General features: G+C 57.8%; 14 protein-coding genes and 1 pseudogene. 6 read left to right on the top strand and 9 right to left on the bottom strand.

Annotation, left to right across the window (positions count from 1 at the left end; translation table 11 throughout):
• Window positions 1-112 precede the first annotated feature (112 nt).
• The 4 genes from rfbA to rfbC are packed head-to-tail and all read right to left on the bottom strand — an operon-like array spanning window position 113 to window position 3536.
• A complete protein-coding gene (gene rfbA, locus XI05_RS39320) occupies window positions 113-1000 on the bottom strand; it encodes a glucose-1-phosphate thymidylyltransferase RfbA (protein ID WP_212256479.1) in 888 nt (295 codons plus the stop codon).
• Window positions 909-1898 carry a dTDP-4-dehydrorhamnose reductase gene (gene rfbD / locus XI05_RS39315; protein ID WP_271511890.1) on the bottom strand — a complete coding sequence of 330 codons (990 nt, stop codon included), beginning with the start codon at window positions 1896-1898 and terminating at the stop codon, window positions 909-911. The genes rfbA and rfbD overlap by 92 nt, the downstream gene beginning before the upstream one ends.
• A gap of 7 nt (window positions 1899-1905) precedes the next feature.
• Window positions 1906-2964 carry a dTDP-glucose 4,6-dehydratase gene (gene rfbB, locus XI05_RS39310; protein WP_271511889.1) on the bottom strand — a complete coding sequence of 353 codons (1059 nt, stop codon included), beginning with the start codon at window positions 2962-2964 and terminating at the stop codon, window positions 1906-1908.
• Between the two features lie 14 nt (window positions 2965-2978).
• On the bottom strand, window positions 2979-3536 hold the full coding sequence (gene rfbC, locus XI05_RS39305; protein ID WP_271511887.1) for a dTDP-4-dehydrorhamnose 3,5-epimerase: 558 nt from the start codon (window positions 3534-3536) through the stop codon (window positions 2979-2981).
• Between the two features lie 344 nt (window positions 3537-3880).
• On the opposite strand from rfbC, the gene XI05_RS39300 reads away from it, so the two are divergent.
• The 3 genes from XI05_RS39300 (at window position 3881) to XI05_RS39290 (ending at window position 9921) form a co-directional block, all read left to right on the top strand.
• A complete protein-coding gene (locus tag XI05_RS39300; protein ID WP_271511989.1) occupies window positions 3881-6217 on the top strand; it encodes an AAA family ATPase in 2337 nt (778 codons plus the stop codon).
• A 76-nt stretch (window positions 6218-6293) separates the two neighbouring features.
• Window positions 6294-8306 carry a hypothetical protein gene (locus tag XI05_RS39295; RefSeq protein WP_271511885.1) on the top strand — a complete coding sequence of 671 codons (2013 nt, stop codon included), beginning with the start codon at window positions 6294-6296 and terminating at the stop codon, window positions 8304-8306.
• 145 nt (window positions 8307-8451) lie between these two features.
• Window positions 8452-9921: an exopolysaccharide biosynthesis polyprenyl glycosylphosphotransferase gene (locus XI05_RS39290; RefSeq protein WP_271511884.1), complete on the top strand. Its 1470-nt coding sequence runs from the start codon at window positions 8452-8454 to the stop codon at window positions 9919-9921.
• A 55-nt stretch (window positions 9922-9976) separates the two neighbouring features.
• On the opposite strand, the gene XI05_RS39285 is transcribed toward XI05_RS39290, so the two are convergent.
• The gene (locus XI05_RS39285) at window positions 9977-10345 is read right to left on the bottom strand and encodes an H-NS histone family protein (RefSeq protein ID WP_271511882.1); all 369 of its coding nucleotides are present in this window, start codon (window positions 10343-10345) and stop codon (window positions 9977-9979) included.
• Window positions 10346-10955: 610 nt separating this feature from the next.
• Here XI05_RS39285 and XI05_RS39280 point away from each other — a divergent pair.
• A complete protein-coding gene (locus tag XI05_RS39280; RefSeq protein ID WP_172784582.1) occupies window positions 10956-11339 on the top strand; it encodes an H-NS histone family protein in 384 nt (127 codons plus the stop codon).
• A 33-nt stretch (window positions 11340-11372) separates the two neighbouring features.
• Here XI05_RS39280 and XI05_RS39275 read toward each other — a convergent pair whose 3' ends face one another.
• From XI05_RS39275 to XI05_RS39265, 3 genes are all read right to left on the bottom strand, one after another.
• Window positions 11373-12398 carry a nucleotidyltransferase family protein gene (locus tag XI05_RS39275; protein WP_271511880.1) on the bottom strand — a complete coding sequence of 342 codons (1026 nt, stop codon included), beginning with the start codon at window positions 12396-12398 and terminating at the stop codon, window positions 11373-11375.
• A gap of 37 nt (window positions 12399-12435) precedes the next feature.
• Window positions 12436-13476, bottom strand: a complete 1041-nt coding sequence (locus XI05_RS39270) for a serine/threonine protein kinase (protein WP_271511878.1) — start codon at window positions 13474-13476, stop codon at window positions 12436-12438.
• Window positions 13477-13746: 270 nt separating this feature from the next.
• Complete coding sequence (locus tag XI05_RS39265) at window positions 13747-13992, bottom strand: hypothetical protein (protein ID WP_271511877.1); 246 nt, start codon at window positions 13990-13992, stop codon at window positions 13747-13749.
• A 690-nt stretch (window positions 13993-14682) separates the two neighbouring features.
• Between XI05_RS39265 and XI05_RS39260 the strand changes: the two genes are divergently transcribed.
• On the top strand, window positions 14683-14898 hold the full coding sequence (locus XI05_RS39260) for a hypothetical protein (RefSeq protein WP_271511876.1): 216 nt from the start codon (window positions 14683-14685) through the stop codon (window positions 14896-14898).
• 596 nt (window positions 14899-15494) lie between these two features.
• Here XI05_RS39260 and XI05_RS39255 read toward each other — a convergent pair.
• Window positions 15495-16075, bottom strand: a pseudogene (locus XI05_RS39255) (SDR family NAD(P)-dependent oxidoreductase); the annotation flags it as partial.
• A 38-nt stretch (window positions 16076-16113) separates the two neighbouring features.
• Between XI05_RS39255 and XI05_RS39250 the strand changes: the two are divergent.
• Complete coding sequence (locus XI05_RS39250) at window positions 16114-16329, top strand: hypothetical protein (RefSeq protein ID WP_271511874.1); 216 nt, start codon at window positions 16114-16116, stop codon at window positions 16327-16329.
• Window positions 16330-16390: the final 61 nt, after the last annotated feature.

Genomic DNA, 16390 nt, shown 5'->3' with positions numbered 1-16390 from the left:
TGAGCATACCGATTAAATAAATAATCGCCTCTCTATATTTTAATTGCCTTTTAAACTGCGGTCAATTCAATACACATAATTTAACTAGGTCTCGAATATCGACTGAGTGGCGCTAGCGCGAGACGAATTGCGGCAGTCGCATGATTTCGCTGAGATATTTGCCGTAGCCGCTCTTCTCCAGCGGTTGCGCCAGCGCAAGAAGTTGATCGCGATTGATGAAGCCGAGCCTGAACGCGACCTCCTCAAGGCAGGCAATCTTCATTCCCTGCCGCTTTTCCAAGGTCTGCACGAACGTCCCTGCATCGATGAGAGATTCGACCGTGCCGGTATCCAGCCACGCAAATCCCCGCCCCATGCGTTCAACATGGAGCGCATTGGCCGAAAGGTAACGCATCTGAAGATCGGTAATCTCGAGCTCGCCGCGCGCCGATGGCTCGACGCGGCGAGCGTAGCGAACGACGCGGTTGTCGAAAAAATACAGCCCCGTGATCGCCCAGTTCGAAGCCGGCCGTTTGGGCTTCTCCTCGATCGACACCGGGCGGTCCGCTTCATCAAACGCGACCACGCCATATCGTTCTGGGTCTCGCACGTGATAGGCAAAAACCGTTGCGCCTTCTTCGCGACCTGCTGCCCTGGCAAGCAATTCGCTCAGGCCGTCGCCGAAGAAAATATTGTCTCCAAGCACCATCGCTACGCGATCGTTTCCGATGAAGTCGGCACCGACAATGAACGCGTCCGCGAGACCGGCGGGTCGGGTTTGTTCCGCGTAGCTGAGCCGGATACCCCATTGGCTGCCGTCGCCCAGCAATCGCTCGAACTGACACCGGTCTGAAGGCGTGGTGATGATCAGAATTTCGCGGATCCCTGCCAACATCAACGTCGACAGCGGATAGTAGATCATCGGCTTGTCATAGATCGGGAGCAACTGCTTGCTGACCACGCGCGTGATCGGATAGAGGCGCGTTCCGCTGCCGCCAGCCAGCACGATTCCCTTCAGCATCGGTTTCTCCTTCTCCGACCAGCTGGTCCAGACAAGCTTGAAGTGAATGGCGCCAAGGCGCCAAGCGAATCCCGAACACGCGTTCGGCCTTGGATGAGTCCAGACGCGAGTTCCGAGGTCGACGCGCAGCGGTCGGAAATTGCTCGGTCGTGATCGCCTCGAGCGCCCGAATCCGGGCACCACGACGGGAACACTCGTGGAAGATTGCCTGCGCAAAATCGTGCCAGCTTGCCTCGCCTTGGCCACCGAGATGAAAGATGCCGGCCGTGGCCCTGCGATCGTCCGTTACTGACCGTTGTGCGATCCGGAGGACGGCGTCTGCGAGGTCGAACGCGTAAGTCGGGTTACCATGCTGGTCACTGACAACCCTTACGACCTGCTGCGTCTCGCATAGCCGCAGCATCGTTCGGACGAAGTTGCTGCCATAGGGACTGTAAAGCCAGGAGCATCTGATCACGGTCGCGAGCGGGTGCGCTGCCAATACAGCAGCCTCCCCGGCAAGCTTGGATGCGCCGTAGACGTTCAACGGCGCTGGAATGTCGCTTTCGTCGTACGCATCCGGTTTCGCACCGTCGAAGACATAGTCGGTCGACAGATGGATGAGCGGAATGTTCAGTTGCCACGCGACATCCGCCAGCGCGGCCGCGCCATCACGATTGATGCTGAAGGCCCTCGCTGCTTCGGATTCAGCCTGATCTACCGCCGTATAGGCGGCCGTGTTGATGATTGCAGACGGCCCGATCGACCCAATGAGCTTGTCGATCCCTTCCCGATTCTCCAGATCGAGTTCTGGGCGCCCGAGAGCCACCGCAGGCAAACCGCGCATTGTGGCAAGATCACGAAGGCACATTGCCAGCTGACCATTCCGCCCGGCAAAGAGGATCGGTCGATCTGTCATCTTCACCTCAGCTTTGGGCAGCCAGGAGACCCAGACGCGAGCCGTCATAGACACCGCAGCGAGCACGCTCCCACCACGCTCGGTTCTTGAGATACCATCCAACGGTTTCGAACAAGCCCTGTTCGAAAGTTCTCGTCGGTTCCCAGCCGAGTTCGCGATGTGCTTTCGATGCGTCGATTGCATAGCGCGCATCATGGCCCGGACGATCCGGCACGAACGTAACGAGAGAACGTCGACATCCGGCGCCCGGAGACAATCGATCCACAACGTCACAGATCCGGGTGACGACCTCCAGGTTGGATCGCTGGGCATCTCCGCCGAAATTATACTTCTCGCCGGGTCTTCCTCGGTACAGAAGCCTTATCAAGCCAGCGGCATGATCATCGACGTGAAGCCAGTCGCGGATATTTCTACCGTCGCCATAGACCGGCAGTGGCCTCCGATCGATCGCATTGAGGATCGTAAGCGGGATGAGCTTTTCCGGAAACTGATACGGCCCGTAATTGTTCGAGCAGTTCGATACGATCACCGGCAGGCCGTAGGTCCGAAACCACGCGAGTGCGAGGTGGTCCGCGGCGGCCTTGCTCGCCGAATAGGGCGAGCTCGGCCTGTAGGGCGTATCCTCGCGAAACAGATCGTCTGGTCCCAATGAGCCGTAGACTTCGTCTGTCGACACATGGATAAAGCGGAATTGCTTCCGCCTCGAAGACGGCAGTCGTTCGTAGTAATTTCTGGCGGCCTCCAAGAGCGTGTAAGTACCTATTACGTTGGTATTGACGAAGGCGTCAGGTCCGTTGATCGAGCGGTCGACGTGGCTTTCGGCGGCCAGATGTATGATCGCGTCCGGCTCATAGTCGGCGAACGCAAGATCCATGGTCGCGCGATGGCAGATGTCGGATTGCAGCAACGCATAAGTCTCCAGCTTCTCGATGCTCGCGAGCGAAGCCAGGTTGGCTGCGTATGTCAACTTGTCGATGTTGATCACTGCGGCACCAGTCTGTGACACCAAACGGCGACAGACCGCAGAACCGATAAAGCCCGCTCCGCCGGTCACCAAGATACGCATTCTACTCGTCTCCATTAGTCGAAAACGCAACCGAGCTGGCAGAGCGTAGGAAGGGTCTGGTCCTTTGGCGACACCTGAGCCTCCGAGATTGCCACGGGCCACTCGATCGCTAATGTCGGATCGGCCCAATAGACGCCACCGTCGTGACTTGGGGCATAGACCTGATCGACTTTGTACAAGACGACGGTCTTAGGCTGGAGCGTACAGAAACCGTGCGCGAACCCCTTCGGAATGAAAACCTGCTCACCGCTCTCGCTATCCAACTGGATCGCGATGTGCTTGCCGAAGCTGGGTGATGAACGGCGAAGGTCAACTGCAATATCGAGAATCGCCCCGCTCACCACCCGTATTAACTTCGCCTGCGCGAAGGGCGGCCGCTGAAAATGCAAGCCGCGCACCGTGCCGATCCGATCCGAGCTGGACTGATTATCCTGAACGAAGTCATGGAGAATTCCCTTCTCCGCAAAAGCCGGTCGCTGGAAAGTCTCGCAGAAGTAACCACGGGCGTCGGAAAACCGATCTGTGCGAATGACTTTGACATCAGGGATCGCCAAGGACCGTAGTTCCAACATTGGATTACTCTCCTGCCCGCTCTCAATCGGATCGGGCTTCGTATAATCCCCGACGGTATTAATTTTGCGCCAGCTCCCAACCTCGGCTAAGCGCTCGCGTTATTTTTGACAGAGCCGCCGCGAGTGACCGTAAATTACGGAAATCCCATCGAGTTCTTCAACGTACACACAGACAGAACCGGCTCGTCGCTATTTTCATCCGCAGCCAAATTAATATATGATTTATTTAATTTGGCAAGTGGATTTTTATGGGGTATATAATCTGCAGCCTTCTCGCAGGTCTCATTAAATGCTGGCTTGCGCGCGGGGGGCCGCAACGTGACCCAACGTCGGACAGGTACGTGATGCTCCAGAACAATCTTCAACACACCGATAGAATGCGGCTGCCGGTGAACGGGCTGCCCCAACCCACCCAGGCAGCCGGCGGAGGAATCACGGAAGTCATCAATTTCGGCATCGGGCTTCTGAGGCGCCAGTATCTCGTAATCCTTATCACTGCCGCACTCGCCACTGCGGCCAGCCTGCTCTATCTCCGTTTGGTCCCTCCAACCTATACGGCTCAAGTTCAGATCCTGTTGGCCAATCCAAGGCCCCAATTTGTCCAGCAGCAATCGATTCTCGCGGAGCCCGCTTTCGATCTCAATCAAATCGAGACGCAGCTTCAGCTCCTGAGATCAAAGGCCACTGCAGTTGCGGTAATCGATCAGTTGAAACTGAGGGAAGATCCGGACTTTAATTCGTCGGGGCTGTCTCTTCAGTCGCTCTGGCAGCGAATTCGGTCATGGACCTCGAATGCATCGAAGGAACATGGGCCATCCGATGCGCAAGCCGGACCATCGGACACTATCGTAAACGCGTTTCTCAATCGGCTCTCAGCCGGGCGTGTCGGGTACAGCAACGTCATTGAGGTAAGCTTCAATTCGAGCAACGCAGCCCGAGCCGCCGAGATCGTCAACGCGGTTGCAGCTACCTATGTTGCCGACCAGCTCAATGCAAAATTCGACGCCAATCGCAGGGCAACAGGCTGGTTGCAGGAGAGGCTGCGTGATCTCGGTGACCAAGCTCTCGCTGCGCAGCGCGCCGTCGACGCCTACAAGACTCAGAACAATATCGTTTCATTTGACGGAAAGCTCATCGACGAGCAGCAGATCACGGAAATCAACAATCGATTGGCTGCGGCACGTGCTCAAACATCTGAAGCCACGGCCAAGTTGGCTCGCTATCAAACGCTCCTTGCCGTCGATCCGAAAAATCCGTCCTCGATAGACAATCTGGATGCTATCGGGACAGACGCGCTGAACAGTCAGATTATTACGGGGCTGCGCCAGCAATATCTGGAGCTCACCAGACGTGAGGCCGAGTTGGCGGCCAGGGTCGGTCGCGACCACCTGGCGGTCGTCAATGTCCGGAACCGCGCACGAGAGTTCCGCGTCTCCATTTTCGACGAGGTAAGGAGACTTGCCGAGGTCAGCCGAAGTGAATTTGAACTCGCCAAACAGCGCCAGGAAGAAATCGAAAAGCAATTATCCAAAGCCGTTTCGCAGTCCCGTTCGGTCAATTCTGCTGAACTGACCATCAAGGATTTGGAAAGCCGAGCAAAGGGCCTGCGTAGCTTATACGAGACCTTCCTGCAGCGTTATATGGGCTCCGCACAGCAGGAGACATTTCCCACGTCGGACACGCGGGTACTCTTTCCCGCTTTGCCGCCGGCGAGCAAGAGCAAGCCGAAGACAACGTTGGTACTGGCGCTCGGCATCTTGGGCGGTCTCGCGCTGGGCATCGGCTTGGCGCTCCTCAGAGACGTCATGGACCGCGTCTTTCGGACCTCTTCACAGGTGGAAACCGTACTGGAGTTGCCTTGTCTGTCTTTGGTCCCGTTGTTGCCGGCCCGCAAATCTCCCAAGCCACCAATCCGCCTCCAGAAAACCGATGATGATGTTCAGCGACGGATCTCTTCGTCTCCAGCCGCAATTCATCAGACGGTGGTCGGGATGCCGCTATCTCGATATACGGAGGCCATTCGTTCCATCAAGCTAGCCATCGACCACAATCCGGCGAAAATCTCTTCCCAGGTCATCGGCATTACCTCTGCGTTACCGAATGAGGGAAAGACCACGATTGCAGCTTCGCTCGCGCAATTGATCGGGCACACCGGCAAAAGAGCCATTATCGTCGATTGCGACCTCAGGAATCCCTCGCTGACTGGCATCTTTGCGCCCAAGGCGGCCTGCGGCATCATCGAAGTTGCAAACGGTAGCCGGTCGCTCGCCGACGCTGTCTGGAGGGACCCGACGACCAATCTTGCATTTCTGCCCGCCGTGCGTCGGGGACCTTTGCTCCACACCAGCGAAATTCTTTGCGCGGACTCGATAAGCAAACTCTTCGACCGTTTACGGGCCGAGTATGACTACGTCATCGTCGACCTTCCGCCCTTGACACCGTTGGTGGATGTTCGAGCCACTTCATCTCTGATTGACTGCTACATTCTCGTTGTCGAATGGGGCCGGACCAAAATTGATGTAGTGCAACACGCACTGCACACGGCACCAAACATTCACGAATCTCTGATTGGGGCAGTTCTCAGCAAGACCGATACCAAGGCGATGGCTCGATATGACGGACATCGGAGCTACTATTACCATGATAGCCATTACATCCGTTATGGTCTTTCTGGCTCTTGAGGCTGGTTCATAGCGGCCTACCCGTTAGCTGGCCCGAGGGACCAGCGGAGTGGCCGCACCACACCAGGGTGTTTACATGATGGTCCGGCTTGTCATATTGGCCGAGTTGGTGGCGATTGCCGCGGCGTTCGCAATGCCGGAAAGCCTGCAAGGCTGGGTGTTGATGTCGTTGGTACTCGCAACGGCGGCGCTAATGGTCGCGATCTTTCTACCGCCCTCCTCCCTCGGGCTTGCCAGACTGCTCCGTCCTAGTCTCGTCGCTGTACTCGCGGCTCCGGCGCTCTGGATGGCCTTGCAGGCGGTGCCGATGCCGATTGGCAAACTCGGCAATCCCATTTGGGCAACTGCATCGGCGACTTTAAACGAGCCCCTCGCCGAGAAAATCACAGTCGACACCACGGCGACCATGTTCTCGCTCGTGCAGTATTGCACTGTGCTCGCTGCAGCTCTCATTGCTGCAGCCATTGCGCTTGACCGATATCGCGCCGCGCAACTGCTGCATATTCTGCTGTCGATAGCCACAATCGTTACCGCCATGTGGTTCGGCAGGGAAATAACCGGTGTGGCTGGGCCCGACGGCTCAACCATCGCGGTGCTCGGTGTGTTGCTCTCCTGCGCAACGGCAATTCGTGCGGTCGATCAGGTCCTCCGACGCAGTCGGCCAGGAACAATTGCGCTAAGCCCGCTCCCTGCGCTGTCCGCCGCGATCATCGCAATGATTATCTGCATGGCCGCGCTGCTCATTCGAGCCAACTCAACTGCAGTCGTCGCGGCCCTCCTCGGCTCAGAAATCTTGCTCTCGGTGTTCGCGGTTCGCAGGTGGTTCCCGGGATTGTGGGGTACTGCTGGCGTCCTTGCAACTGCCACGATTATCTTCATTGCCACGGCTACGGTCATTCCCTTCAGAACGAACACCGATCTGACGATCGTCTTGTCAACGAGCAGTCAGGCCGCAACAGAACGGATGCTGCAGGACGTCGCGCCGGTAGGATCCGGTGCGGGTGCTTCGACGGTACTTTTGCCGATTTACCAGGACGCTGGAGTTGGCGACTCGCCAGAATGGCCAACCGCCGCCGCCACGATCGTTATAGACATGGGGTGGGCTTTTCTCTGCGCGCTGGTGGTTGCTGCGTTGCTCTGCGCTTCTATTCTGATCAGACGTGCTCTGTCACGTGCTTACGATTACGTCTTCCCAGCGCTGGGCGCCGGCGCTTTGATTGCAGTGACGATACTCGCGTTTTCCGATCATGGAATTCTGGGCTTAGGAGCATCGCTTCTGGTCGCTGCGCTTTTTGGCCTGGCTTTCGGTCAAAGCCTCTCCGGCGCAGAACGTGACGCCATATCGTCTGAGACGAAAGCGACGTCCGACCAAATTGCAGATCAAACACCTGCGCCTCGCCGAAGGTTGACCTCAGCGTCAGTCACCATTTGGCCCCGCGTTAGCCTGATGGTGCTTGGTATTGTGTTGATCGTGCAGGCAGCATGGATGGCGCTCCCCGACCGGTACTTCGGTGCAAGATCGTCTTTGCCGTCAGTTCTTTCGACTGCAGCAGCAGGGCCGAACGCGATGTCGAAGACGGTTTCCCTTGCGACAGCGCGTGGAGACCTATGGATCCGAGGGGGATCTAGCTTTACCCGGGATTCGGCTCTGGCTGCCGACGAGCAAAGGACGGCTCCTCCCATGACTTCGGACGAGTTTGCTCGTGCATTGCGCTCTTCGCCGCTCCGCGGTGACATTTGGCTCTTGCTCGCGGCTACGTCGAAGCACAGTTCGCCCCAGCCCAGCACGGCAGCGATGCTCAGAATGTCATACTATACCGCGCCGAATGATTTGGACCTGCTTCCGTTGCGCGTATCGGTCGCACTCGCCGCAGATGCCATGGTGCGGGACACTGATCTGCGCGAATTGATCAAACGGGACGTCAGCCTCGTCGTTAGACATCGGCCTGCCCTCAAGCCAGCCCTTGTGACCGCTTACCGGTCAGCCTCGGCTGATGGGAAGATCTATCTCGAGGGCCTGATTTCGGAACTCGATCCGGCGTTCCTCGACGAGGTGCACGCGCGGAGTTCCCGCATGCGTTCTCGATAACCTCAAGAGCCGCGAGCTCAGCCCAAGCTACGATCGCAGTCGGCGACAAAGGGGCACACGTCATTAAATAGGCCGAGCTGCGGATTTTACTTGATAAACACCTTTAATTAATAAATAATTAATATTAAATCGCAGAGCCCCGGCCATGAATTTCGTGAACCGACATTTCCCCGATCGGGAGGTTACGGATCGTATCGGTCCCGAAGCGACAGTATCCCCCGAGCCCAAATGGCCCCTCCGTTATGACGCGGTCGAGCACGTAGTGCTCGGTGCTGATATTGCGACCATCCTATTTGCGAGCATCGTCTCCACGTTGCTGTACCAAGCGCAGAATGGACAAGCCGCGGCCAACTTGGGCAACTCGCTTGGCTTGGCGCTGGTTAGCGCAGTTTGTCTCGTTTGCCTGCTGAAGGCCTACGGGCTTTATCAACCGGTTGAGCTCCTCGCGCTCCGAAATCAGATCCGCGCGGTCTGTTTGGCTTGGATGTCTTCGGTGCTTTTCATTTTGGCGGTTTTCGGCTTCGCAATCCGCCCGGAGAGCTCTCTGCACCGAGGCCTGCTCTTCGGCGTCTTGGCCCTGGGCTTACTTTTGGGTGAGCGGTGGGGAGTTAAGGTGCTTCTCGGGAGGGCCCTGAGCGGCAGGAAGTTCGCCAATACGAATATTGTCCTGATCAGCGATCAGCCCTTGTCGAAGAACGTGGGATTGTCCGAAACCTTGTCGATGCACGGGTATCTCGTCAAAGAAAGGTTCAGCTTGCCTCCGTTCGGATTCGGTCCTGCCTGCCGAAGGCGGCTCACAGCCCGTGTCATCGACCACATCCGCACCTGCCAGCTCGATCAGGTGGTGGTGGAAGCTGACCCGGAGCGATGGCCCGAATTGCGAGCCTTTGTTGCCGATTTGCGCGTTTTGCCGTTCCCGATCATTTTCGTGCCCGTCGGCACAACGTCCGAATTGCTTCGACACCCTAAGCGAAGTCTTGGAAGTGCCGTTTGTGTAGAACTCCAGCGTGGCCCCCTGACGCCGCTGGAGTGCGCGATTAAGCGGACGATTGACATTATGGGGGCTGGCCTCTGCTTGGCGATGCTCGCCCCGCTGCTTGCGCTGGCTGCAGTCGCGATCAAGCTGGATTCTCCCGGCCCTATATTCTTTCGGCAGCAACGCTGTGGCTTCAACGGCCGAATATTCTTGATCCGCAAATTCCGGACCATGCATGTGCTCGAGGACGGGCCTGTAATCCTCCAGGCCAACCGCGCCGATCGACGCGTTACCCGCGTCGGCAAATGGCTGCGCCGGACGAGCTTCGATGAACTGCCACAACTCCTAAATGTTCTCGACGGCAGCATGTCGCTGGTGGGCCCGCGTCCTCATGCCGTGGCGCACGACAGTGAATTTGACAAGCTCGTGCGAAACTACGCGCTTCGCCACCGGGTCAGGCCAGGATTGACCGGCTGGGCCCAAGTCCATGGGTGCCGGGGCCCCACCCCTACAGCAGTCATGGTAGAAACACGTGTCCAGTACGACCTCTGGTACATCGACAATTGGAGTATTCGACTGGATCTCGCAATCCTGTTGCGAACTCCTATGGAAGTATTGCGAGGGCGCAACGCCTATTAGGCTCGGTCTCGACGTAAGGCGCCGACCTGCGCCAGTTCGCTGGCGCAGCAAGTTCTCACGCCCGCTGTCGAAGCTTCGGAGCCGCCTCTCCGATGCGAAACTCCTCGATCCGCCGGCCCGATTTCATGGCAGCAACCAGCCAACGCGGTCGCTTGCCGCGTCCCGACCAAGTTTCGGAAGTTTGCGGGTTACGATATTTCGGCAGTACACGCGGATATTTGCGTCTCTGCTTGCCGTTGGGAGAGACGCCCAACCCGCTCGTTTCGGCTAACGCAGCCATTCCGCCGCCGAGAACCGCCAGACGCTTCTCAAGTTCCTGCTTTTCCGCCCTTATCCGATCCGACAAAATGCCGCTAATCTCCTCATGAAGCGACCAGAGATCATCAAGGGACATCGCTTCTAGTTCGAGCTTCTTGGTCGACATACTGGCATCCTGTGGTTGCGCCCATTTAATACAATCCCGGCCTAGTAATCAAGAAGCTAGGTTGGGTCGGTGTAAAAAAAACGTGGAACCGAACGGCAAGTTCGGTGCTCCACATAGCTGCGTCGCCGGTTCCAATCAAGACTAAAAATGTGATTATCCGCTGAATTTAATAGCGGTTCTAGTAACAACACGCGCTGCGCGAGTATCGAGACGCGGTTCAAGCGAGGGGCGTCTCATTAAACGGAAAACGGAGCGCGAGCTCACTCTGCTCGGCCGCCCCGTCGGCAACGTCAGTATTTGTAGCTCGACGCCTCAATATCGGCCGCTGCGGCCGAGGGCGCGATAAACCGATTGATCGCCGCTTGAGGAGGGATCAGTGGACAGTGGAGAATCTCCAATGCTTCTCTTCGAGACTCCGGCAAGTTTTCTCGCCCGCAATAAATACATGAAAATAATCCTCGCAATATATATTAAATAATATATTATTTATTTATTGTCGCGGCCATTTTGAAGACCAAGCCTTGCTCCCCTGCCCATTGTTCGCCGCGATCTTCGACGTAGGTGACAGACAGGTACGCAAGGTGCCGGTCGAACGGTGACGAGAATGCTTATGCGCAGGCAGGATCTCGAAGCCATGGACTTTGAAGAACTTTGGCTCCTCCACGAGGAGCTGACGAAGATTCTTGCTGAAAAGATCACAGCCGAAAAGCGGGAATTGGAAAAGCGCCTGGCTCAACTCAATCAGCCGGATCAATTCGCCGGGGCGGAGGGCGGGGCGACAACGACTGGCTCAAGTCAGCCCCCTCGTCGCAAATACCCGAAGGTCGTTCCGAAATACTTCAATCCCCTCAAGCCCACAGAGACTTGGTCTGGGCGTGGCAAACAGCCGCGCTGGTTGGTCGCAGCGCTCCAATCAGGGCACACGCTGGAGGAGTTCAGGATTCGCGAGAACGGCGAAGCGCCGAGCCGGAATGCTGGTGGTCACGAGCATTGATGGCCCTGCCGCCCGACCGAAGGCATTTGTGATCTAGACCTTCCCTGCGCGCTCCGCGAAGGCCGCCTTCAACAGGAACTGCACGGTGTCCGCCCTCGGTAGGGACCACAGTCCACGCGGATGCACAGCAGCTCGCCCGGCGCCGCGTGCCGCTTTCCGATGATTACCGAGATCCAGTACCATCATTGCGAGGAAGGGAACGCGTGTAGCCGGAAAACGTGCCTGCATCACCTGTCGCATGAACTGCAGGCGAGGAATCAGTCGGGAGCGCAACGCATGCGGAATGTCGACGCCAAGCAGCTCGGCAAGAGCGATCAGCTGAGTTTCGACCGCGTTCCTCATCAAGTCGCTCGAGGCAAGAGAGGTCAGCTTCTCCCAATCGAGGGGTTCGGCGGAAGCGTTTAGATCGCGCAATTCAACAAGGTGCCGCAGGTCGAGGTCGCCGAGCCAATAACCATAGTCCTGAAACTGATCGTGGACGATCAACGTGACCGCCTGGAAGATAGGCATGGGGATATATACGCTTGCCCGTCCGAGCGGCGCAGGAACACAATGGTTCAGCACATGCCCGAAGTTCTGGTAGAGGTACGCAGGCCCTGGAGCTGCCTCTTGCAGGTCGATGGACCCGACGTCCTGCGGGCGATTCAGATCGACATGCCATCTCCGGCTTTCGGGAGGGGTCTGCTCATGAATATCGTAACCAATTTCACTTAGCGCGGCGACTGCCGTTCTGGCGTCGTCCGGCATGACCATGATATCCAGATCGGACATAATCCGAACGCCTCTTCGCGCCTCGGGCGCGGTCGCCAGTGTCGATGCCCCCTTGAGTAGAACCGGCGTAATGCCGTGACCATTCAGAGCAACGACGGCCTCTTCGAGTTGAACGACGAGGCGGTCATTGCGCAACCCATTTCGGCGGTGGATATGGCGAATATAGGCGCAGACGTCCTCCGGCAGCATCGATGCGAATTTGTCGACAAAGTCGATGAGCGCCGGCGTCGTCAGGGTCTGATTTGCAAGTCCGATGACGGACGTCCACTCTACTTCGACCGGCGGCATGCCCCGCAAGCAATTGCAGAGGCTCGTGAGCGCGCTGCTATGCCCTGCCATTGCACAATTCCCTAAGCAGACGCCGAGCCTCTCCGGCCTCGCAGTAGGTGAGTTGAAGCGATTGCGCGCCCGCGACCATCCGCTTTAGCGCAAAAAAGCCAGTCTGCGACAGTCTACCATCGCTGGAAAATGCGTTCTCGACGAGCCGCTTCATCGAATCCAAACGATCTATTGCGGTCAGTTCGGCCGGCCCGCTCGCGACCCGGTTCAAGAAGATGATCCAGCCTGTGGAGAAGCTTTCGTTCTGTGCATCCGGAATGGGTACGTACCGCACCCGAACGCCGTCGGAGCGGCAATGCGTCGCGTCGTAGCGGTCGCCATGCAGTCGCGAGAGCAAGTCCCACGATCCTTCCTTGAGGGTGATCGCAAACGGGACTCCGCAGATCGTCCCGTCGGTGCCAACCAGCGCGACGTCGTCGCCTGCGTACCGGAATCCGGCGTCCACCAGCTGCAGCGTGAGGGTAGACTTTCCAGCTCCCGGATGGCCGCATAACAGCAGGCCCATGCCGTCTTTCACGAGAGAAGCGGCATGTAGGGAGAACACCCAACGATCGCTTCGAATAAGCCGCTCGGTGACGTGAGCTTTGATCGTAGGGGCCAGTGCTTCGACTTCGCATCTGGAAATGCTGGAATCCTCCGCGCGCAGGAACACTTGCTCATCCAGCATCATTGCCTCGATCGCGATGTCGCCGTCGCCGCCGGCACTCTGGTCCGAAACACAAAATGGCGACAGCAGCCGTCTCAAGAGGTCCCGATTTGCAGCCCGGACGCTTATTCTGTGCCGACCCAGATGAGCTGAGAAGACGCAATCGGTCGGCATTCGCCAATCGACTTCGAGCAGCGCTCGATCGATCCAGACATCTACGGCCTGTCGCGTGAACTGGCGTGCCGCGTGCTCGTCAATGCCTTGCGCTGCAAGCCCCCGATAAACGTCTCCCAGCGAGGCGCCTTCCCCTAATTTACACCAGATGAATGCCCCTACTCGGTCGAGTTCAAAGATCTTCTGCCCCGCTTCGCTGAAGATCATTGCTCGGCCATCCAACAGTGCGAATACTGCATCCGGAGCCGGTCTCAACACTATCTCTGCCGACGATCTTTCCAGCACGCCTTCCACCAATGTGAACCATTCTGCCTGGCCTGTGCCGGCGAGGCGGCGACAGCCTCCGGGACGGCACCCGACAAGCGAACGGCCGCCGCCTGCGACATTCAATCTAGCCCGGCCTGCGACGCTGCGATTTCCATTCACCCGAACACACGCCACCCGGTCCGGCTCGCTTCGACACGTCAATCCGGCCGGTCATGCCGCGAGCTGACCGTCCTTGCCCCCGTCTCGAGGAGAAATGTTCAACCCCTGCTCTCCAGGGAGGCTCGCTCTGGCGGTCAACCGATGAGCATCCAAGAGGTACCGATAAGCTTCGCGATCGGCACTTCGTTCTCTCAGAATACGCTCCTTCTCGCCAATGTTGACCAATTCCTCGCGCATCTGAGCCAACTGCAGCGTCTCCGAGGTGAGGTTGTACTCGTTAAGAATTAATTCCCACATCGTCTCCTCCAGCCGAAGAAACCTCGAGGACTTTAGCTTACGTGATCGGCAGCAATTAACAACGAGATTTACTGATTTTTCTTATAATCAAAATTTGTTTCATATTTGAACCTGGTGCGACCATTCAGCACAACCGGCAAAGCGCAGCACGCGCCGAACTGACTTGAGAATGAGGGCTGCTGAAGCCTGGAGAAAAGGACTGACGTTCCTCGGCAATGCATCGCGCCGCGCATAAAATAAATCGGCCGAGAGTCGCAAATCAGACCGACAAGGCCACTTTTAATTTGCACATTAAATAAAAAAGAGAATAGTTAACGAACTGCACCGAGGGGAGTGACACCAGTGATCCGGTTGGCAGACCTGTCCGTCGAGGGGACATTGATGGTTTCGTTGCAGGGGGAACGTTCCGCACGAAGTCGCGGGTATTTCGATACGACGATTATTTGGCGCCTCCCAGAAGCTTTCGGTTGAGGTCGGACATCATTCGGTATTGCGGCGAAAGCCGGCAGTATCCCAAGAATTCGCCAAGCAGGAATCCGGTCGGTTGGAGAAGCGTCGTCACGAGCAAGCTGCCCTTTGCTCGAACAACGACCCCAGGTGCGATGCCCCCCAAGTCACCCGCACCGACGAGAGCGCACTCCAGCCGGCCGGCCCTTTTGCTCGACAAATGCGTGTTTCAGGGAGGCTCGTATGGGCATGATCATGGTCAAGTGTCCGCAATCCGGCCGCGCGATTCCTACCGGCATCAAATCCGATCGTGAGACTTTCCTGCGAAGCATCGTGTTTTTCGGCAATACTCTTTGTCCGGACTGTCGGGCCAATCACAACTGGTTTGCCCGCGAGGCCTGGGTCGAGGAGGCGATCGTCAGAACAGTAGCGGCCGCTCGTACGGCGCCAACGTGCTGATGCAAATGACGCGCGCTTCGGAGAGCGTATCCAAATGCTCCTTCCGATAGCGCTTGCTGCTGCAACGCATTGCAACCCCTGAGAATATTTTCGCGCATTGTCGCAAAACGAACCGACGCCTCCGGCGGCCATCGCTTAGACGTTGCTGGCATGTCGCCACAAATCCGAGCTTCCGTCAGGAATTCGGCAAGGGCCTGTTTGGGGGTGTTGTAGTGAGTAGTGGGGTTTGCAGCCTGGCTGTTCTGCGTGACACAAAGATCGAGCTCGTGAGCCTGCTGGCTCAATTGAGGCGGCTCCGCGAGAGAGTACGAAGGGCGGAAGCACGGCGCTCCGGACAAAGACCACGATCAGCGTCGGCATCGCGCGCCCGAAGGGCCCGAGCATGAGACATCACACGCAAGGTATCCGCAGCTCAAGGCATTTCTGCTCCCTGGAATTGAAGGCCAGCATGAAATTGCAAGCGCTCTTTCTGGATCTTCGTTGATGCAGGGGAGTTCGGCGTTCCCGGCGTCTCAAGGCCGCGCTCTCGCTCCAATCCATCACGGCCAATTTGGAACAGCAAGCTCTAGCGAGAAACAAGTGCCGATACGGCCTGCCTACAGCTGCACGCCGCGCGTCGAGGCAACGTCGACGACGAGGTTCGTGCCGGTGATGATGCTCGCCGCGCGGCTCGCGAGAAACACCAAGGCGTTAGCCATTTCCCGCGGTGTTCCCATTCGTCCTGTCGGATTAAGCGCCAGCGCGGTCTTGTAGAGCTCTGGATTGTTGTCCTTGATCATGTTCCAAACCCCACCCTCAAAATAGGTATTGCCGGGCGAAACCGAATTGGCGCGGATGCCCTTCCCCGCTGATTGGCGAGCCCTTGGGTGCAATGGATGATCGCCGCCTTGAAGGTGCCGTAGGGGCCGGCCGCGAAATCGACCTCGCGCCCGGAGACGCTCGATATCGTAACGATCGCGCCGGCCGCGCTTTTCTCCAGATACGGCATGGCCGCGTTCACCAGCCGGACGGTGCCCATCATGTCGGTCGAGAACTCCTTTTGCCAGCTTTCGTCGTCCTGTCCGATCGCCAGCGCGCTGACATTGGCGACGACGACATCGATGCCGCCGAGCTTCTAGGCCATATCGCCGACCCAGCTCTTCAGAACCGCCGCATCGGCGACGTCGACCGCACCGCCGTAGGTCGGGCATGCCGACGACGATGTAGCAGTCATGCTTGCGCGCGAGCGCCGCGAAGCGCGTTATTGCAGCGCAGATTGCTGCAATTCGTATCGCCATGCAGCAAATCTGTGCAGCGCGGCTGCGTAGCCCCGACCTCGCTCCATGCCGAGATGCGGTGAGCGCGGCACTCGAGCAGCGCCACGTCGGCGTTCGCAAGCTCTGGCGCGAGATACTCGAAAGCATCGGCATCGACGCAGCCGGAGCGGAATGATCCGGAAGCCTTGACCCAGATCAAGGGAGCCCGCCCCCCGCCCGCCAACATCCGCACTTTA

The organism is Bradyrhizobium sp. CCBAU 11357 (assembly GCF_028128865.1).
In the GTDB taxonomy this organism is placed as follows: Bacteria; Pseudomonadota; Alphaproteobacteria; order Rhizobiales; family Xanthobacteraceae; genus Bradyrhizobium.
This window is presented reverse-complemented; position numbering and strand designations above follow the sequence as displayed.